We start from the raw sequence: 19972 nt of genomic DNA, 5'->3' as shown, positions 1-19972 counted from the left end.
GGCCGGAGGGTCTGGATGATCTTCTTCAAGCTCAACCCGGTCGCGTTTTGCATGTAGCGCGCGATGGCGAGAGCGGTGAACACGATGGTCAGGTGTGCTTCGATGGCGTCGCGTTGGTGGTGGAACATGGGGCGGGCCTGCAGGTCTGTTTTGCTCATCCGGAACGACTGCTCGACGTGCCACAGGTCGTGGTAACTGGAGATCACCTCGCCCGGGCCCATGATCGTGGCCGGGATATTGGTGACGTAGCCCTTGAGCCTCACCAGACGCCGCGCCGCCTCGAGAGCGCTGGTGTTCAGCACGTTCTTACCCCCGGCGCGGGTGACGAACCTCGTGGGGTGGGGCCGCTTCTCACCCTCGATGACCGCGATCGCCCGGTTCTCCTGCGCGGTCAGTGTTTTCCCGTCCCGCACGGCTCGTTTGCGGGAGTAGGCCCAGACCGCCCGCCAGCATCCTGGATGCTCCACCGGATCCCAGCCGGGAGCCTCTCGTTGCCGCAGGTCAAAGGTGGGTTTGGTGTTGGCGTGGCGGGGTGTGATGGTGTCGATGACCTGCCCGTCACGGAACGCGTCGCCGTGCCAGTGGAAGTGATGCGCCAGATCAGCGGGGGCTTTCTTCATCCGGGAGCCGACGATGAACCGCAGCCCTGCCTCATCCAGCGCTGTCAGGTTCGCGGCTGAGAGCATCCCGGCGTCGGCGACGACGACCATGTCGGCGATCCCGTGGCGGGCCTGGAACTGCCGGATGATCGGCACAATCGTCCGCGTCTCGGCGTGATTGCCCTCGAAGCAGCCGATCTCCAGGGGGAACCCCGTGCGGTCCACGAGCAGACCGACCACGATCTGCGGATCCACCCGACGTTCCTTCGAATACCCGACCTTACGCAGAGCATCCTCGTTCTCCGCCTCGAAATACAGGGTCGTCACGTCATACAGCACCAGCGAGACATCACCACTGGTCAAGGCATACTCGAAGCAGGCAGTGGCAATCTGGTCGCGGGTGACCTGGGTGACGCCCGCCAGGTGGCGCTGCAGAGTTTTGTAGGAGAACGGCTCTGCGCCGCACTCGGCCAGGACCCGCAGCGAATCGACCTTGCTGGTCGGCTCGATCAACCGCGCGATGACCAGATCACGGAACACCCGATCATCCACCACATCGAACCCCAGACGGGTATACGCGCTGGCCAGCACGTCATAGACGAGCCTGGAGGTGCTGGAGAGCACCCTCCCTGACGGCGCGGTCTTCGGCCGTTCAGTGACCGCAGGCGCGTGCGTGCGGTCGCTCCAGTCCGCGACATCCTCCACACGCGTGACCGCCCGCGGCACCTCCAGTTCAAGACTCATCTGCTCGCCCTGGAGGATCTGCCCGGCCCGCTCCAGCAGTAGCCCGAGCTCCGCATCGGTATGCGCAGACCCCACATGCTCGAGCACCTCGAGACGACCCCGGGATTTCTGCACGACCTGCACCGCCACCGCGCCCGAAGCCGTCCTCACCTTCCGCACGTAGGCCATAGAGCAACGCTACCCGTTAGTGCCCCACCACACCCCCGCAAACATGCAACACCCCAGGTCACAGCCCCATACGGGCTCTTCGCAGATGAGGGTGTAGGTGGTCGCGGGGTGGGCGCGTCGGTGTGGGGGTAGAGGTCGAGGTCTCCTTCATGCTGGAAGCTCTGACCCAACCTGCATGAGGAAGACCTCGACGTGGCCTACGGTACCTTCGCTTCGCCTGACCTGACGACGTTCTGCGACCTTGACGACCTGGGCCTGGTGGCAACCGGGCAGCTCCTGGAACCGGACCGGGCGGTGCTGGAATGCCGGGTCGCCAACCCGGATCCGTGGTGCCGCCGTTGCGGCTCGCAGGGTCTGTCGCGGGGCACGATCACGCGCACTCTGGCGCATACCCCGTATGGTCACCGCCCGACCACGCTGCTGCTACGAGTTCGCCGGTATCACTGCAGGTCCTGCGGGACCTCGTGGCGGGATGACACGACCCGGGCCGCGCCTGCACGGGGCAAGCTCACCCATGGCGGGATGCGCTGGGCCCTGACCGCTGTGGTGGTCGATCACCTCTCGATAAGCCGCGTCGCCGCGGGCCTGGGCGTGGCCTGGAACACCGCGAACCAGGCTGTGCTCGAGGAGGGCTACCGGCTGTTGATCAGCGACCCTGCCCGCTTCGAGGGAGTGCGGGTGATCGGCGTGGACGAGCACGTGTGGCGCCACACCGGCCGGGGCGAACGCTACGTCACGGTGATCATCGACCTCACCCCCATCCGCGAGGGCTCCGGACCCTCCCGCCTGCTGGACATGGTCCCCGGGCGTTCGAAACAGGTCCTGAAGACCTGGCTGGCAGACCGCCCCCAGCAGTGGCGTGACGGGATCGAGGTGGTGGCCATGGATGGGTTCACCGGTTACAAGACCGCCACCAGCGAGGAACTGCCCCAGGCGATCGCGGTGATGGATCCCTTCCATGTCATCCGCTTGGCTGGCGATGCCGTGGAGACCTGCCGACGCCGGATCCAGCAGCAGCTCACCGGCCGCCGCGGCCGCAAGACCGACCCGCTCTATGCTGCGCGCCGGCTGCTGCTGACCGGCACCGGGCTGCTCACCCCCACCCAGCGAGTCCGTCTGGATGAGCTCCTCGCAAAGGACGAGCACGCCGAGGTCGAGGCGACCTGGGTCTGCTACCAAAACCTCGTGGCCGCATACCGGGAGAGCAGTCGTGAGCTGGGTCGTTTCGCGATGGAGCGCGTGATCACACCGCTGCGCGAGAGCGTCCCTGCCCAGCTGCCCGAGCTGCGCAAGCTCGGCCGGACGTTGAACCAGCGGATCCAGGACATCCTGGCCTACTTCGACCTGCCCGGCACCAGCAACGGCCCCACCGAAGCGATAAATGGCCGTCTCGAGCATCTGCGCGGCTCCGCACTCGGCTTCCGCAACCTCACCCACTACATCGCCCGCAGCCTCCTCGAAGCAGGCGGATTCAGACCCCACCTACACCCTCAAATGTGAAGAGCCCCCATACGACGGCGAAACCCGAATCGATGTCCTAAGTCAGGCGGGGGCGCCGAAGTCGTCGGGGTCGACGGGCCCGTAGAGCCCGCCGGGGCTACGGACCACCAAGCGGTCCGCGAAGAGCTCGACCTGCACCTGAGTTCCGCGAGACATCGGTGAGTAGTCGCGGTGCATAAGGGCGTTGACGACCAGTTCGCGGACCACCTCGATGGGGTACTCGAGTCGGTCTTCCCGGAGAGAACCCTGCATGACAGAGGCCCGGGTCATGCTGCGGGTCAGTGCCGAGATCGCCTCAGCAGCCATGAGGGGAAGCGGCCCGTCGATCGACCTGTTGTCGAGGAAGCGCTCGCCGGAAGGGCCGAGCTCTCCGGCCGCTGTCCCCGGATAGACGACAACGGAGACGAAGAGCTGCGGGAAGAACTGCTGCGGGTACTGGCCAAAGGTGAGGAGGCCTGCGAGCGTCGGGAACAGCTCACCGTCGCGTGAGGCGATGATCCCCCTCTCCTGATCGGATGAAGGAGCCGTGGTACCGGCCTCGCGTCGAGACATAGCAGGGCTTGTCCTCGAGAGGGACTTCTGGCACATCGAACCGGACGATCCGATGCTTCCCGTCGATCACCTCGATGTCGATCTCTCCCCGCAAGGGTGGCACGAGATCTGTCGACGCCATCCGTGATAGCGCATCGCGCAGCGCCTCGACATCTGCGTCGACAGGCCGAAGGTCGTTGTCGATGTCAAGCAAGAGAGTTCCGCCTCGGGCGTTGGCGAAAGCGCTGAGGGTCTCAACCGTCGACTTGGGCAGCCCGCCTGCGGCAGCCTTGAGCTCCACACGTGTGGTCTCGACTCCGCGACGACGGAGGTCGTCGACCAACTCCTGGGTTTCCACGCTGCCCGCCTCTCATGCCACGTCTCATGGCACGCTCATATCATCTTTCTTCCCTATGCGTGTTATGAGCGTGTTATGAGTGTAATGAGCTGTGCCTCTCCTCTGGGGCCACTGTGGATAACTCATGCCGCCGGTAGACTCCCTCCCCGTGACCTCGCCCCTGGACCCCGGCCCGCCTGCGCGCCGCCGCGACGCCGTCGCCGCGCGCAAGGAGGACTATGAGCAGCTGCGCCGCGCCTCCACGTGGCGTCTGCTCGCGGCAACCAAGGCCCCGGCCGTGCTCGCGATCCTGCAGGCCGTGTTCCCCGCGGGGGACCGGCGCCTGCCCCGCAGCGAGCTCGTCGCCCGCGTGGGCACCCACCTGGCGCTTCTGCATGACACCGACGCCGAGCATGCCGACGCAGTGCATGCGGACGCAGGGCATCCCGGCACCGAGCACGCGGACGCCGAGCACCCCGGCGACCCCCGTGAGCAGCCGGGGCGCTCCGGCCGCACCGCCGCGGAGTACGTCGATGCCTGGGTGCGCGAGGGCTACCTGACCCGGCGCGATGACCCGCAGCGCACCGAGACCACCTTCGAGCCCTCCCCCGCGACGATCGATGCGATCCAGTTCATCGCCTCGCTGCAGGAGCACCGCCCCACGACCACCGAGTCCCGCCTAGCCCTGGTGATCCAGCAGTTCGAGCGCCTGGCCCAGGAGACCGAGACCGACCGGGATGTGCGGCTGGCGGATCTGCAGCGCCGCCGCGAACGCATCGAGCAGGAGATCCGCGACCTCGCCGAGGGGGAGCTGCTGCTGCCCTCCACCGAGGCGAGCCTGGACACCCTGCGCGACATCCTGCAGATCGCCTCCGAGCTCTCCGGCGACTTCCTGCAGTATCGCGAGGACCTGCGCGCCGTGGACCTGCACCTGCGCGAGCAGATCCTCTCCCCGGAGGGGTCGCGCGGCGACATCCTCGAGCAGCTCCTGGCCGGTGATGACCTGCTGGGCCAGTCCACCGTCGGCCGCACCTTCACCGCGTTCTTCCGCATGCTCAACGACCCGGTGCAGACCCGCACCGCCCAGGAGCTCGTGGACCGCCTGCTCGACCGCGACTTCGCCCGCTCCCTGCGCCGCGAGGAGCGCGAGCGCCTCGCCAATGTTTTCAGCGACCTGTACGAACCGGCGCAGGAGGTGCTGGACGTCAAGACCGAGCTGTACCGCTCGCTCGCCCGCTTCGTCCGCTCCCAGGACTTCCGCCAGCACCGGGTGCTGCTCGAGGCACTGCAGGAGGCGCAGGGCCTCGCACTCGCCCAGAAGGACGAGGTGCCCACCCGCGCCCCGTTCCCCCTGAAGCTGGACCTCTCGCGCGTGCAGCTGTCCTCCGTCTCCCAGCACCGTCTGAAGGACCCCACCGACCCCGGCGCCCCCGCCGAGGCCGAAGTGCATGACGCCACCACCCTCAGCGTCGAGGTGCTGCAGGATCTTGTGCGCACCAACGACATCGACATCGCCGGCCTCACCGGGGACGTCAACGCCGTGCGCGGCCGCAGCGGCCAGGCCAGCATCGGCGAGGTTCTGCGCGAGCACCCGGCCAGCCAGGGGCTCGCAAGCGTGATCGGCCTGATGTTCCTCGCCACCCAGCATGCGCAGCGCCGCGAGGGCTCCACCGAAGTGGTGACCTGGCACGAGCTCGACGGCACCGACTACGCGGCGCTCGTGCCCACCTATTACTTTCTCGAGGACCTGCCGGCCGCGTGAGGGCCTGCGGACTCGGGGGCTGAGGGCTCCGTAAGCTGCTCCAGGCGCGGTCGCGCAGCCTCACGCAGCGCCGTGAGGTCCGCGCCGAACTCCGCCATCCGGCATCCGCGCCCGCTTGGTGCGACGACGATCCCTTCCGCGCGCCAGTGCGGCAGCGCTCGCTCCAGCAGCGGATGATCCCCTTGGTGGTTCGTCACCCGCCACCACGGGACCGACGAGCCCCACTCTCGCAGGATCCGCCCCACCAGGCGCGGCCCCACCCCGACGATCGCTCCGATCTCCCCGTAGGCGGCGACGCGGCCGGGCGGGATCGCCTCCACCACCCGCAGGACGCGTTCGACGGTGAGGTCATCCATCCGGGTGCGCGGCGTGCTCATCGGCCCAGTGTCCCGCACCGGCCCCATATCGCTCATCGGGCCTACGGCCCGCGGACAGCAGACGGCCCGGACACCGTGGGGTGCCCGGGCCGCCTGTGGTGCGGATCAGTCAGCTCAGCGACGCGGCTCGTTGCCGTCGACGCCGTGGCCGTCGCCGTCCTGCAGGTAGCCGTCGCGCTGACGGTCATCCTGCTGGAGGCCGTCCTGCTGGTAGCCATCCTGCTGGAGGCCGTCCTGCTGGTAGGCGTCGTGGTCGCGGCGGTCGCCGGGGCGGCCGAAGCCCTCATCGGCGTTCGCGGTCACGGAGCCGCGTTGGCCGTGCTCCTCGTGGCCGGTCAGGCTGTCCTGCGCGGGACGGGCGGCATGGCGACCGTGGCCCTCGGCGCGCGGTGCATCGGAGTCCACCCGGTTCTGAGCGGGGACCTCATGGTCCAGGCCGTCCTGCTGGTAGCCATCACGCTGGTCGTAGCCATCGTGCTGCTGGTGCTCATCGAGCTGCTCGTGACGGCCGTGCTGCTCGTACCGCTGGTCGCGGTCGGCGCCGTCCGGATCCAGACGATCCGCCTCGGCGCGACGATCCTGCAGCGCGGTGCGCTCCTCATCCACGGAGGCGCGCTCGCGATCGACCTCGTTGCGCTGACGCTCCGCCGCCAGCTGCTCCTGCTCGGCCTCCTTGGCCTTGCGCTCGGCGTCCAGGCGAGCCCGATCGGCCTCGATCTCCTGCTCCCGCACGGCCAGGTCGCGCTCGGCGATCTGGTGCTCCCGCTGCTGGGTCTCCTCGCGGATCTGGGCCGCCCGACGGCGGTCCTCCTCCTGCTGCTTGGCCCTCTTCTTCTTCGACGCGGCGACGCCCGCGGCGATCAGTGCGATCACGAGCAGGACCACGATCACCACGACAATGATCAGGACCCACGGGTTGCGGGAAAGGTTCACGGCAATCTCCTCGGGGTAGAGAGACCGCACCAGCGGTGCGGAGTGATCCACATTACAGGGATGATTCCATCATCTGTCGGCCCGTGGTGGGGAATTCGACGCGACATTGCTGCGCGGTGCGCCCCGTCGGCCGCACCGATCCCGCCGGTAAGGTATGAGGCCGTGATGAGCTCTGCCCCCACCTCCGAGGCCGTCGAGGACACCGCCGATACCACCGACCCCGAGGCCTCCATCCCGCAGCCAGCCCTCGTGGATGAGTCCCGACGGGTGCTCGTGCATCTGCTGCAGGGCCCGTTCCTGGACGGCCGACGGGACGGCGGGCGCTACGCCCAGCTGCTGCGCGACCGCACCGCGATCGAAGCGCGCCTGGCGGATCTGTTCCTCGAGCTCGTCGTGGACGACGACGCCCAGGTCGCTTTCGTGCGCCAGAGCGAGGAGGACCCCGACGCCCCCAAGCTGTTGCGCCGCCTGACCGGCATGAACCGTCTGGACTCGGTGCTGCTGCTCGTGTTGCGCCAGATGCTGCTCACCCAGTCCTCCCGCGGCCAGCGCACCGTCGTCTCCGAGGCGGAGATCCAGCAGGCGCTGGCCGCCTACCGCCGCACCACCTCCACCGACGAAGCCGGCTTCGCCAAGGAGGTGCGCGCCTCGATCACGAAGATCCAGCGTGCCGGGCTGCTGGACGAACAGGGCGATGACTACGAGGTCTCCCCGGTGCTGCGCCTCATGATCGGTCCGGACACCGCGCGGGAGTTCATCGCGCTGTACCGGCAGGCCGGGGTCGACGGGCTCGAGGACCCTCGAGACGCCGAGGATCCGGAGGGTGCGGACAGCGAGGACGGGGCGGCCTTGACCGACTGATCCTCGGGGTGATCTGAGACGCATTCCCGTCGGGGTGCGGGGGCTGTGACCGGCACGCTTGTCCGGAGGGTCCGTGTCGGAGGCCGCGACGACCCTCTCGGCAATTGAGTAACACGAGTGTTGCGTAATAAGGTTAGGCTCGCCTTACCCCTGGGCCGGGGGTACCGAGAGAAGGATCGCCCCATGTCGAGCTCGTTCACGCGCCGCTCCGTCGTGCTCACCGCCCTCGCGCTGCCTGCCCTCGCCGCCTGCAGCGGCGGCGACGTCGCCGGCACCGGCGCCTCCGATGCGGGCGGCAGCTCCGCCGCTGCCGACGCCTTCCCGGCGACCGTCGAGCATCTCTACGGCACCACCGAGATCGCCGCGGAGCCCACCCGCATCGCGACCGTCTCCTGGGTCAACGCCGACACCGTCCTCGCGCTGGACATCGTGCCCGTCGGCCTGCCGCTGGTCGAGTGGGGCGGCAACGACAACCAGTCCACCGACTGGATTGACGCGAAGCTCGAGGAGCTCGGCGCCTCCTGGGGCGGCGAGAACGCCCCGACCACCTACTCCGAGGCCGACGGCGTCAACACCGACGAGATCGCCGCGCTGACCCCGGACCTGATCATCGCCGCCTACTCCGGCCTCACCGAGGAGGAGTACGCGACCCTCAGCAAGATCGCCCCCACCATCGGCCCGCTCGCCGCGAACTACACCGCCTCCTGGGAGGAGGTGCTGACCGCCGTCGGCACCGCCACCGGCCGCAGCGACGCCGCCGCCGAGCTCGCCGAGCAGCTCACCGCCGACCTCGCCGCCGTCGGCGAGGAGAACCCGGCCGTGGCCGGGTCGACCTTCATCGCCGCGAGCCTGTCCACCACGGACCACACCATCTCGATCTACTCCGGCGACGACACCCGCCCGCGCTTCTTCACCGCGCTCGGCATGACCCAGGCCGAGGTCGTCACCGAGAACACCGCCGACGAGAACACCTTCTACTTCGACTGGTCCGCCGAGCGCGGCGACGAGCTCGTCTCCGACGTCCTGTACACCTGGGCCGCCGCCAGCGACACCGTCGAGACCTTCCAGGACGATCCGCTGTTCGCCCAAATCCCCGCGGTCGCCAGCAGCGCCCTCGTCCTCACCCCCGACGACCACCAGACCCTCTCGAACTCCGCGGCGAGCGTGCTGAGCCTGCCCTGGGCGCTCGAGAACGTGGTCCCCTCTGTGATCGAGGCCGCGCAGACGGCCCAGGCCTGAGCGGTGACCGCCCGGCCCACCCTGCTCGCGACCGCCGGGGCCCTCGTGGCCCTGGCGGTCACGTGTGTGCTCTCCCTGCTGGTGGGCGCCCGCACCGTCCCCCTCGACGCGGCCTGGGAGGCCGCGCTCGCTTTCGACCCGGGCAGCGCCGATCACGTGGTCCTCGCCAGCCGCCTGCAGCGCACCCTCGCCGGGCTCGCCGTCGGCGTGGCCCTGGCGCTCGCCGGCGCGGGGCTTCAGGGCATGACCCGCAACCCGCTGGCTGATCCCGGGATCCTCGGACTGAACTCCGGCGCGGCCGCGGCCGTGGCCACCGGCGTCTACCTCTTCTCCTTCTCGGGCGTCACCCAGTTCATGGCGGCGGGCTTCATGGGCGCGGCCCTCGCGGCCGTGCTCGTCTACGCCCTGGCCGCCGCGAGCCGCACCGGCGCCACCCCGGTCACCCTCGCGATCGCCGGCGCCGCCGTCACCGCAGGCCTCGGCTCCCTCGTCCACGCCCTCGTGATCCTCGACCAGGGGGCGCTGGACAGGATGCGGCTGTGGCAGGTGGGCACCCTCGGCGCCCGCGACCTCGGGGACCTCGCGGCCGTCGCGCCCGCCCTCCTGATCGGGGCCCTGATCGTGCTCGGCGCCGCCCCGTCCCTGAACGCCCTCGCCCTCGGCGACGACGCCGCCGCCGGGCTCGGCGTCCACGTGGGCCGCACCCGGGTCGTGCTCGGCGTCGGCATCGTGCTGCTGGTCGGGGCGGCGGTCTCCCTCGCCGGACCGGTCGGCTTCCTCGGCCTCGTGGTCCCGCACGCGGTGCGCCTGCTCGTCGGCTCGGACCACCGCCGCCTGCTGCCGCTCTCGCTGCTGCTCGGCCCCGTGGTGCTGCTGCTGGCCGACGTGGTCGGCCGCGTCATCGCCCCGCCCGCCGAGGTGCAGGTGGGCGTGATGACCGCGCTGCTCGGCGTGCCCGTCTTCCTCGTGCTGATCCGGACCCGGAAGCGGGTGGCCCTGTGACCTCGCGCCGCCTCCTCCTCCCGCTGCTGCTGGTCCTGGCCGTGGCGGGCCTCCTCACCGCCCGGGTGCTGCTGGGCACCCCCTTCGTCTACGCAGACCTCGCCGTGCGGGCCGTGCTCGGCGAGCAGATCCCCGGCGTCTCCTTCATCGTGATGGACGACCGTCTGCCCGCCGCCGTCGTCGGCGCGCTCGCCGGGGCGGCGCTGGGCCTGTCCGGCACCGTCTTCCAGACCCTGCTGCGCAACCCCCTGGCCAGCCCCGACGTGATCGGCGTGACCCTCGGCTCCTCCGCTGCCGCAGTGCTGGCGATGGCCGTGCTGGATGCCCAGGGCATGGCCCTGTTCTGGTGGACTCTGCTGGGCGGCCTCGGTACCGCGCTGCTGGTGCTGTGGGTGGCGCGGGCGCACCGGCCCGGCGGTCCGGGGGCCGGCGGCGCCGGTGCGGTCGACGACCGCTTCGTGCTGGTGGGCCTCGGGGTCGCCGCCGGCTTCACCGCGCTGATCCAGTACCTGCTCAGCCGAATGGAGTCCCAGCGGGCGGGCGATGCGATGCACTGGCTGGTCGGCTCCGTCGCCGGCTCCACCTGGCCGCGCGCCGCCGTGCTCGCCGCCTCGCTGGTGGTCCTCGTGCCGCTTCTCGCCGCGCTGGTGGGCCGGCTGCGGATCCTGCAGCTGGGGGACGAGACCGCCACCAGCCTCGGCCTGCCCGTGCCCGCCACCCGCATCGCGCTGGTGATCGTGGGGGTGCTGCTGAGCTCCTTCACCGTCGCGGTCGCCGGCCCGCTCGCCTTCGTCGCCTTCCTCGCGGGACCTCTCGCGCGGATGATCGCGGGACGGCCCAGCTTCCTCCTCGCGGCGCTGCTCGGCGCCGTGCTCGTGCTCGCGGCCGACGTCGCGGGCCAGAACCTCTTCGGCCGGCACGAGATGCCGGCCGGCGTCATCACCGGAGCGCTCGGGGCGCCGTTCCTGCTGTGGATGCTCGTGCGCTCGAAGACCTCCGGAAGTGGAAGGTGATCCCGTGGCCCAGCTGACCGCCCGGAACCTGCAGCTCGCCTACGAGCGACGCGTCGTCGTCGAGGACCTCGACCTGACCCTCCCCGAGGGGAAGGTGACGATGATCGTCGGCGCGAACGGCTCGGGGAAGTCGACGATGCTGCGGGGCCTGTCGCGCCTGCTGCCGCCCCGTCAGGGGTCAGTGCTGCTGGACGGCGCCGACATCCACTCCCTGCGCGGCAAGGAGCTCGCCCGCCGGCTCGGCCTGCTGCCGCAGTCCCCGCTCGCGCCCGACGGCGTGACCGTGCGCGAGCTGGTCACCCGCGGCCGCTACCCGCACCAGGGCCTGTTCCCGCAGTGGAACGACGAGGACGAGCAGGCGGTCGCCGAGGCGCTGGCCCTCACCCGCACCGACGAGCTCGCGGACCGTCTGCTCGACGAGCTCTCCGGCGGGCAGCGTCAGCGGGTGTGGATCGCCATGGCCCTCGCACAGCGCACCGAGGTGCTGCTGCTGGACGAGCCGACCACCTATCTCGACGTCACCCACCAGCTCGAGGTGCTCGACGTGGTCAGCGAGCTGAACCGCACCCGCGGCACCACCGTCGCGATCGTGCTGCACGACCTCCAGCTCGCCGCCCGCTACGCCGACCATCTCGTCGCCGTGCACCGCGGCGCCGTCCACTGCCAGGGCGCCCCGTCCGACGTGATCACCTCGGCCATGGTCAAGGAGGTCTTCGCCCTCAACGCCCTGATCGCCCCCGACCCGGTCACCGGCACCCCGATGGTGCTGCCGCTGGGTCGGGAGACCGCCCCCCACGCCGTCGCCTCCCGGGGCGCCGACGGCACCGACCCCGAATCCGCACGCCAGGCCGACGCCGGGACCGCACCCGGCATTTCCGACGAGTCCGAGGAGGACCCCATGCCCGTCGCCACCGACCAGCACCGCACCGCCGCCCGCGTCTCGGAGGAGCCCGTGCTGGTCCCCGCGCTCGAGGGGAGCCCGCAGCTCGCCTTCACCCTCACGGTCGGCGCCCGCACCATGGTGGGCGAGAACCTCGTGCGCCTGACCCTGACCAGCCCCGAGCTGCGCCACCTCGGCGTGGGCGGGCCGCTGCTGGACCTGCGCATCAAGCTGATCATCCCGGGCCCCGAGGCGAGCGTGGACCACTTCGCCGCGCTGCGCCCCGACGCCGTCTCCGACCCCGACGCCTTCGCGGGCTGGTACCGCGACTGGCTGCAGGTCGACACCGCCGAGCGCGGCTGGATGCGCACCTACTCGATCCGCGAGATGCGCGGCGCGGGCCATCCCGGGAACCTGGGGGAGGACCCCGAGCTGGACATCGACATGGTCCTGCACCTCGAGGAGCCCGTCGTCCCCGGCTCCGGGGTCGCGGCGCGCTGGGCGGCCGCCGCCGAGGTGGGTGACACGATCACGATGCTCGGCCCGAACCGCCGCCTCGTCGGCCCCGACTACGGCGGGATCGAGTTCCGTCCTGGCACCGCCCGGCGCCTGCTGCTGGCCGGGGACGAGACGGCCCTGCCCGCGATCTGCGCAATCCTCGAGACGCTCCCCGCCGGCTTCACCGGCCACGCCTTCATCGAGGTGCCCGACGCCCGGGACGAGCAGCGCGTCCTCTCCCGCTCCGACGTGGAGCTGACCTGGCTCGCCCGCGGCGACGCCCCGCACGGCACGCTGCTGGACCCGGCGGTGCGGCGCCTCCTGGATGAGCGGCCGGAGCTGTGCCAGGACTGCTCCGTCGGCGTGCCCGCCGAGCCGGGCGAGTTCGAGGAGGTCGACATCGACCAGACGATCCTGTGGGAGACCACCGAGGGGCACGGCCCCTTCTACGCGTGGCTCGCCGGGGAGGCCGGGGTGATCACCACCCTGCGCCGCCACCTGGTCAAGGAGCTCGGCGTGGACCGCAAGCAGGTGAGCTTCATGGGCTACTGGCGCAAGGGGCGTGTCGAAGGCTGATCGACGTGCTGCGAGGGACGAGCGGGAGGAGATCAGCGGGTGGGCGGAGCCTGATCGACGTGCTGCGAGGCACGAGCGGGAGGAGATCAGCAGGTGGGCGCAGCCTGAGCCTGACACACTTGTCACCATGCGCGTCGTCGTCATCGAGAAGTTCGGGCGCCGTCCTGAGGTCCGCGACCTCTCCGCCCCGTCGGCCCCGCCGGGCGGCGTGGTGCTGGACGTGGAGGCGACGGGGCTGTGCCGCTCGGACCATCACGCCTTCGCCGGTCATGACGACTCGGTGACGCTCCCGCGCGTGCCCGGGCACGAGATGGTCGGCCGCGTCGCCGCGCTCGGGGAGGGCGTCCGGGCGGTGCGGGTCGGGGACCGGGTAACCACCCCCTTCGTCGAGGGATGCGGGCGCTGCCGCTGGTGCCGCCAGGGCGCCGCCCAGATCTGCCCGGACCAGACCCAGCCCGGCTTCACCCACGACGGCTCCTGGGCTGAGCAGGTCGTGATCCGCGCCGCCGATCACAACTTCGTGCCCGTCGGCGAGGGCGACGCGGACGGTCTGCGAGCCCTGGGGCGCCATCACGCGCAGTCGAGCATTCTTGCGGCCTGGTGAGTTGTTAGCCGACATGACGCCGATGTGTACATCTCCCCAGGATTCCATCGCGCCCATGTTCAATCGCCGACGTCACATATGTTTACCCGATCCCCTTATTGCTGCAGTTATTGAACGCAGAGCTTACTAGCTTTGCTTCGGGTCGCCGCAAATGCGTCCGACTCGATTTTTTGGATGCGTACGACGTGCCTGTGACCCGGGCGGCTTACCTCTGACCCCTCGCGGTGTCCATTCCGTAGAACGTCATCGTGTGGTCAACTCCCCGTGATTCGGCAGCGCGGGGATCTGATCTCGCGCGGAATGTGGTGTGGGCCTGATCCTCGCCGAGGAGACGGAGGGGGTGCAATGGGGAGGAGTCCCCATCGGCCGATGACATACTCGCCCCATGTTTGAGAGCCCCATCGGATCGCTCGTGGCTATGGCTGTCTGTCTCGTCACCCTGGTGCTCACGATCCTGACCCGCGTCGGCGTGCTGCGGTTCTGGATGAGTCCCCACGCGGAGAATTGGCAGCTGGAGCGGCTCGTGCTGCTCGGGCTCCCGCTCGTCGCGGTGACCGCTTTCGCGCTCGCACTGATGACGGCACCGGTCGAGACCCCGGTGCTGCGGCTCATCGGCGGTGCCATCCTCCTGCTCACGGTGGTCCCGTGGGTTGTCACCGTCTTCCTGCCGATGATCCGGATCCCGGGAATCCTCTACCCGCGCTGGGCGCGTGAGATGATGAGTCGCCGGATGTTCGGGCGCGGCCGCTGGGGTGCGTGAGACGGGTGGGGCGCCGTGGGTGCGGCTGAGCTGATCCCGGTACCCTGTCGGGGTGGAAAACGACGCGAGCACCCTCGACCTGCCCGGTATGACCGCCCCGGAGCAGGGATCCGATGCCCCCGCCGTCACGGACCCCGATCATCCGCACCCCGGCCAGTGGCGGCTGACCCATGTGCAGGTCTCCAACTGGGGCACCTTCCACGGCACGCATGACCTGGACATCTCCACCAAGGGTTTCTTCCTCACCGGCGGCCCCGGCACCGGCAAGTCCACCCTGCTCGATGCCATCAGCGCGCTGCTGACCCCGCCGCGCACCCTCCAGTTCAATGCCGCCGCCTCCGACGCCGGCCCCCAGCGCTCGAAGTACCGCCGCACCGTCGCGAGCTACGTGCGCGGCGCCTGGGCCATGCACTACGACCCCGCCACCGGCGAGTTCAGCCAGGAGGTGCTGCGGGAGAAGACCACCCTGTCGGTCATCACCCTGCGCTATGGCGACGGCCAGGGCGGCACCGTGCAGCTGTCCCGCCTGCTGCTGCTGCACGCCGGGCATGCCGCCGACTCCGATGTGCGCTCCCTGTACGTCATCTCCCGCACCCCGCTGGACGTCACCGACCTGCGCCCCTTCGTCTCCACCCAGATCGAAGGCAAGGCCCTGGAGGCCGCGCACCCCGGCACCGAGACCTTCCGGCAGTTCCGGGAGTACCGGGCCGCGTTCTGCCAGGTGCTCGGGATCCCCGACGAGAAGGCCCTCGGGCTGCTGCACAAGATCCAGTCCGCCAAGGAGCTCGGGGACATCAACGCCCTGCTGCGCGACTACATGCTCGACCAGCCGCGCACCTTCGAGCTGGCCGACCAGGCCCTCGCGAACTTCCACAACCTCTCCGAGGTCCACGAAGCCCTCGTCACCGCCCGGGAGCAGCGCGACCTGCTGCGCGGACTGCGCCGCGACCACGACGACTGGAAGGCCATGCGCGAACGCGGCGGCGAGCTCGTGGACCGCCGCGAAGACATCGACGTATTCGCCGCCCAGCACCTCGTGCGCCTGCTGGGGGAGGAGACCGAGCGGCTCCAGCTCGAGCGCGACCGCCTGAGCGCCCAGCAGCGCCGCCTCACCCAGGACGTCAACGAGGCCCGCGCGGACCTCGCCCAGCTCAAGGAGCAGCGCCGCCGCGCCGGCGGCGGTGAGATCGACGACTGGAAGCAGCAGATCGCGGGCCTGGAGGTGGAGCGCGAGCGCCGCCGCGAGCGCGCCACCGAGTTCTCTGCCCAGCTGGCCACCGTGGAGCTGCGCACCCCCGCCGGTGAGGACATGTTCCTGGCCCTCCAACGGGAAGTCGCCGCCCTGCGGGAGACCCTCGAGACCGAGGAGAAGGGCTCCGATGCCTCCCGCTGGGAGGCCGAAGCTGCCGTGCGTGAGCTTGAGGCCCGCCTGGCACGCACCCGCGAGGAGCTCGCCTCCCTCACCCGCCGTGCCTCCAACCTCCATAGCGAGGACGTGGCGCTGCGCGACCACATCGCCGCCGAAGTGGGTATCGCCCCGACCGAGCTGCCCTTCGCCGCCGAACTGCTGCAGGTCCGCTCCGGGGAGGAGGAGTGGACCGCCGCCGCCGAGCAGGCGCTGCGGGGGCTCGCCCGGTCGATCCTCGTGCCCGACCGTGTGTACCGGCAGGTCGCGCAGGTCATCGACCGCACCAAGCTGCGTCGGCGCATCTCCTACAACCGCATCAACACCGACCTGCGCCGCCCCGCCAAGTCCGTGGACCCCCGCTCCCTGGCCGCGAAGCTCGAGGTCAAGGACGGAGAGTTCCACGCCTGGCTGACCGGGGAGATCGCTTCCCGCATGGACTACACGTGCGCGGAGAGCCTCGAGGAGTTCACCTCCCTCACCCGCGCCGTGCTGCGCTCCGGGCAGATCAAGCACTCCGCCTCCCGGCACGAGAAGAACGCCGACAACCGCATCAACGACCGCTCCCAGTGGGTGCTGGGCTTCGACAATCGTGCCAAGCGCACCGTGTTCGAGCAGGAGCGTACCCGCGCTGAGCAGGCCCTGTTCGAGGCCCAGGCCCGTCGCAAGGACGTCGAGACCGAGCGTCAGCGGCGCCGCGAGCGCCTCTACGCCCTGCAGGGCATTAGCACCGTCACGTGGGATGACATCGATGCCGCCTCGGTGGCGCGGCGCATCGCGAACCTGCGCGACATGGTGCGCGCCGCCGAGGACGGCTCCGCAGCGCTGACCGAGCTGGCCCGCCAGATTGAGGACGTCGAGCGCTCGATCGCCGAGAGCGACGAAGAGCTGCTGGAGGTGGTGCGCTCCGCTGGCAAGCTCGGCGAACAGGCCGAGCGTGCCGAGGAGCGCCTGGCCGCAGCCCGCGAGCGCGTGGCCGACTCCGAGCTCGCCCCCGAGGTGGAGGAGGAGCTCGCCGAACGTTTCGCCGCGATCGCCCCCACCCTCGTGCTCGGCACCATCGACCAGGTCACCAAGGACGCCTCCGCCACGCTGGATGCCGAGCTGATGGACCTCACCCGTCGGACCTCCCGTGCCGAGGAAGACATGCGCACCGCCATGCGGGAGTTCTCCCGCCGCTGGCCCGCCCAGGCGGGGGACACCACCCCCACCCTGGATGCCGCCGGGGACTACCTGTCGATCCTGCAGCGCATCGAGGAGGAGAAGCTGCCGGAGGTTGAGGACCGCTTCTTCGAGTTCTTCACCGGCAACACCCTGGGGGATGTGCAGGCGCTCGCCACCGCGATCGCCCGCGAGCCCGCCGAGATCAAGAAGCGCCTGCAGCGCATCAACGCCCTGCTCGCCCAGGTGGAGTTCCACGCTGGACGCTACCTGCAGCTGTCCATGCGGCCCGTGCACCTTGCGGCGTTGGACGAGTTCAAGCAGGCCCTCGAGGCGGCCGTCGCGGACACCGCGCTGAACGACATCTCCCGCGACCGGGAGCTGGCCGAGCAGCGCTTCGTGTCCCTGCGCCACCTCATGGATCTCATCGGCGCGGCCCGTACCCGCGAGGACCAGGTCTCCCGCGTCATCCTCGATGTGCGCCGCCACGTCCACTTCCACGCCGAGGAGGTCGACGAGACCGGCGCCGTGGTCCACGCCCACGAATCCGGTGGCCCGCTCTCGGGTGGCCAGAACGAACGCCTGACCACCTTCTGCCTCGCCGCGGCGCTGCGCTACCAGTTGGCCGGCACCGGCCAGGAGGTCCCGCGCTACGCCCCGATCATCATCGACGAGGCCTTCTCCAAGGGCGCCGGGAAGTTCATCACCGCCGCCATGGAGTCCTTCCGCCACTTCGGCTTCCAGGTCATCCTCGCCAACCCCGGCAAGAACCCGCAGGCCCTGGCGCCGTTCATCGGCGGCGTGGGCGTGGTCTCGATCGCCCAGGACCGCTACTCGCAGGTGGCGCCGGTGAAGTTCGTGCCCGTCCCCGAGTGAGCGGGCCCCACCGTCGGGCCTTGCCCCACCGGGACGTGGGGCCGATGGGGAGTTCTCCCCATCGGCAGCATCCACCGAGCTCGTTAGCCTGGTCGCCGACCGTGCTGGTCCCACGGTCACGAAGGACGGTGCGACCCTCGCGGTCGAGGGCGGAAGGAGCCAGGCTGTGACAGCTCTTCCCCGCCGCACCGAGGATGCCGACGTCACTGAGGACACCATCCCCACGCAGGATGAGACCCACGCGCGTATCCGCGATCTGCTCGCCGACGTCGCCGAGGTGCTGCTCGACGTCCAGCCCGCCCTGCACCGTTTCGTCGATCACCAGCCCGAGCGCGACCGCCCCTCCGGCGGCTCCTGGCACGGACTGCAGACCCACTGCCACGTCAGCGCCCTGCTGGCCGCCGAGGGCGACCCCGAACCCGGCGAGCACGTGACCGATGAGCTGCTCGGCGCAGTCGCACGGTTCGCCGACGCCCACGCCATGGACCACCGGTCCTCTCAGGACGCGGTCGGGGTACGCGGCGCGACCTGGACCAGCATCGACGGGGACCTGCTGGAGGTCCAGGTGGGGGTGCGGGTGCTGCTGCGCGCGGTGAGCGCCCCGTTCCTGCCCGGCTCCCTCGCGGTGCCGACGACCACCAGCCCCGTCAGCGCGATCAGTCCGCTGACCCCGCCTCCGCGGCTCGTGCGCTGATCCGCTCGAGCGCCCCCAGCGGGATCGGCAGCCAGTCCGGCCGGTTCCGTGACTCGTACAGCGCCTCGTACACCGCCTTGTCCGCCTCGAGCGCCGCCAGCAGCACCAGCAGCGAGGTCTGCTCCTGCCGGGCCGCGGGGTCGGCACCGGTCACATAGCCCTCGAGGAACGCCTCGCGGGCGGCCTGCGCCCACGCTGTGGCATCCGTGCCGTGGTCGAGCGCGACCGCCCCGGCCACATAGTCCAGGCTGCGCAGCATGCCGGCGATGTCCCGCAGCGGCGTGTCGGGCAGGTTCCGCTGGGTGAGGGGCCGCAGCGGCTCACCCTCGAAGTCCAGCAGCACCCAGCCGCGGCCCGGCACCTGCAGCACCTGCCCCAGGTGCAGATCACCGTGGATGCGCTGCATCGACGGCCAGTTCGCTTCCGCCGCATCCTGCAGCAGGGCCTCGAGCGCCGCGCGATGCTCCGCGACCTGCGGCACCTCCGCGGCCACCGTCTCGAGGCGCTCACGCATCTGGGCGAGCATGTTGCTGACATCCTCGGCCCCCGACTCCGCCGTGCCCAGCACGTGGGCCAGATCGTGATGCACCTCGGCGACCGTGCGCCCCAGCTCTCGGGCCGGGCCGGTGAAGTCCTCGCCCGTCTGGGCCAGCTGCAGCGCCACGCGCCAGGCATCCTCCACCCCTGGCAGGAACTCCTGGGCGAACAGCGCATGGGTGCGCAGCTGCCCGTGGCGCAGTGTCGCCGAGCCCAACATCGCGGGCACCCGCGTGCTGCCCACCGCACTGAGCGCCCCCTGCAGCAACACATCGGGATTCTCCCCATCCTGCAGCACCCGGAACAGCTTGACGATCAGCGGCGATGCCCCGTCGGTCTCCACGATCATCGAGGAGTTGGACTGCTCTCCGGCCAGCAGACGCGAGCGCATGCGCCGTCCGAGCGGCAGCGGGGCCGACGGGTCCGTGCGATGTACGGCCAGCGACAGACCCGGCCCCAGCGCCCCCTCGCCGCCGACCAGCGGCGCCACCAGCGCTGCGCGGCCGTCCGTGTCCCGGCAGGCATCATCGGCGCGCAGCGGGCCCCCGGGCACGGCGATGACTCCCACCTCGGAGCCGTCCTCCCGCGGCGGGGCCGGTGCATCGGGATGCCGCAGCACGAGCGGCACCTGGTAGAGCGCGCTGGACCCGCCCTCGAAGCGCACCTCGACCACCAGCTCGATGACGAGGTGATCGGGGGCGACGCGCAGCGGGGCCCAGCCCGCCACCTGAACCGTCGGCGCACCGGCCCCCTTGTGGGCGTACCAGCGCTGCAGCGGCATCCACGCTGCGAGGTGATCGGTCAGCAGATCCAGCACGTCGGCGAAGTCCGGCAGCGCGGAGACATCCAGATCGGTGGCCGGCGGAGGGCTCGGCGGGGCGGAAACGGGAGCAGTGGCGTCCATGCGCCCCACTG

The 19972-nt window shown here is 70.6% G+C and carries 16 protein-coding genes and 1 pseudogene; 11 read left to right on the top strand and 6 right to left on the bottom strand.

The window, feature by feature from the left end:
* Positions 1-1511: IS1634 family transposase (locus CJ197_RS00790; RefSeq protein WP_102234861.1), on the bottom strand; the 1511-nt coding region annotated here is incomplete at its 3' end.
* Positions 1512-1703: 192 nt separating this feature from the next.
* Here CJ197_RS00790 and CJ197_RS00785 point away from each other — a divergent pair.
* Positions 1704-3011 carry an ISL3 family transposase gene (locus CJ197_RS00785; protein WP_102234860.1) on the top strand — a complete coding sequence of 436 codons (1308 nt, stop codon included), beginning with the start codon at positions 1704-1706 and terminating at the stop codon, positions 3009-3011.
* Positions 3012-3053: 42 nt separating this feature from the next.
* Here CJ197_RS00785 and CJ197_RS00780 read toward each other — a convergent pair whose 3' ends face one another.
* Both CJ197_RS00780 and CJ197_RS00775 read right to left on the bottom strand, forming a co-directional pair.
* Entirely contained in the window at positions 3054-3563 is a 510-nt protein-coding gene (locus CJ197_RS00780) for an ATP-binding protein (protein WP_158239315.1), read from the bottom strand.
* Positions 3487-3900 carry a helix-turn-helix domain-containing protein gene (locus CJ197_RS00775; protein WP_102234858.1) on the bottom strand — a complete coding sequence of 138 codons (414 nt, stop codon included), beginning with the start codon at positions 3898-3900 and terminating at the stop codon, positions 3487-3489. Before CJ197_RS00775 ends, CJ197_RS00780 begins: the two co-directional genes overlap by 77 nt.
* A 148-nt stretch (positions 3901-4048) precedes the next feature.
* On the opposite strand from CJ197_RS00775, the gene CJ197_RS00770 reads away from it, so the two are divergent.
* Positions 4049-5641: a DUF3375 domain-containing protein gene (locus CJ197_RS00770; protein WP_233190566.1), complete on the top strand. Its 1593-nt coding sequence runs from the start codon at positions 4049-4051 to the stop codon at positions 5639-5641.
* Here CJ197_RS00770 and CJ197_RS00765 read toward each other — a convergent pair.
* Complete coding sequence (locus CJ197_RS00765) at positions 5611-6018, bottom strand: MGMT family protein (protein ID WP_348647996.1); 408 nt, start codon at positions 6016-6018, stop codon at positions 5611-5613. The genes CJ197_RS00770 and CJ197_RS00765 overlap by 31 nt on opposite strands.
* 114 nt (positions 6019-6132) lie before the next feature.
* Complete coding sequence (locus CJ197_RS00760; RefSeq protein ID WP_146007677.1) at positions 6133-6951, bottom strand: hypothetical protein; 819 nt, start codon at positions 6949-6951, stop codon at positions 6133-6135.
* Between the two features lie 165 nt (positions 6952-7116).
* Between CJ197_RS00760 and CJ197_RS00755 the strand changes: the two genes are divergently transcribed.
* From CJ197_RS00755 to CJ197_RS00715, 9 genes and pseudogenes are all read left to right on the top strand, one after another.
* Complete coding sequence (locus CJ197_RS00755; protein ID WP_102234855.1) at positions 7117-7812, top strand: DUF4194 domain-containing protein; 696 nt, start codon at positions 7117-7119, stop codon at positions 7810-7812.
* Positions 7813-7995: 183 nt separating this feature from the next.
* The gene (locus tag CJ197_RS00750; protein WP_102234854.1) at positions 7996-9051 is read left to right on the top strand and encodes an ABC transporter substrate-binding protein; all 1056 of its coding nucleotides are present in this window, start codon (positions 7996-7998) and stop codon (positions 9049-9051) included.
* Between the two features lie 3 nt (positions 9052-9054).
* Entirely contained in the window at positions 9055-10053 is a 999-nt protein-coding gene (locus tag CJ197_RS00745; protein ID WP_102234853.1) for an iron ABC transporter permease, read from the top strand.
* Positions 10050-11066, top strand: coding sequence for an iron chelate uptake ABC transporter family permease subunit (locus tag CJ197_RS00740; protein WP_102234852.1), 1017 nt, complete (start codon positions 10050-10052; stop codon positions 11064-11066). Before CJ197_RS00745 ends, CJ197_RS00740 begins: the two co-directional genes overlap by 4 nt.
* Positions 11067-11070: 4 nt before the next feature.
* Positions 11071-13020, top strand: coding sequence for an SIP domain-containing protein (locus CJ197_RS00735; RefSeq protein WP_102234851.1), 1950 nt, complete (start codon positions 11071-11073; stop codon positions 13018-13020).
* 127 nt (positions 13021-13147) lie between these two features.
* Positions 13148-13555 (top strand): annotated as a pseudogene (locus CJ197_RS00730) (alcohol dehydrogenase catalytic domain-containing protein); the annotation flags it as partial.
* A 454-nt stretch (positions 13556-14009) separates the two neighbouring features.
* Complete coding sequence (locus CJ197_RS00725) at positions 14010-14384, top strand: hypothetical protein (RefSeq protein WP_102234850.1); 375 nt, start codon at positions 14010-14012, stop codon at positions 14382-14384.
* Between the two features lie 52 nt (positions 14385-14436).
* Positions 14437-17826, top strand: a complete 3390-nt coding sequence (locus CJ197_RS00720) for an ATP-binding protein (RefSeq protein ID WP_158239314.1) — start codon at positions 14437-14439, stop codon at positions 17824-17826.
* Between the two features lie 166 nt (positions 17827-17992).
* Positions 17993-18520: a hypothetical protein gene (locus CJ197_RS00715; RefSeq protein WP_102234848.1), complete on the top strand. Its 528-nt coding sequence runs from the start codon at positions 17993-17995 to the stop codon at positions 18518-18520.
* Here the strand turns inward: CJ197_RS00715 and CJ197_RS00710 are convergent.
* Positions 18483-19961: a phosphotransferase gene (locus CJ197_RS00710; protein ID WP_102234847.1), complete on the bottom strand. Its 1479-nt coding sequence runs from the start codon at positions 19959-19961 to the stop codon at positions 18483-18485. The two genes, CJ197_RS00715 and CJ197_RS00710, sit on opposite strands and share 38 nt — an antisense overlap.
* Positions 19962-19972 lie beyond the last annotated feature (11 nt).

This window comes from Brachybacterium sp. UMB0905 (genome assembly GCF_002871795.1).
Taxonomy (GTDB): domain Bacteria; phylum Actinomycetota; class Actinomycetes; order Actinomycetales; family Dermabacteraceae; genus Brachybacterium.
The sequence above is the reverse complement of the archived record's forward strand: the minus strand, read 5'-3'. Positions and strand labels throughout refer to the sequence as shown.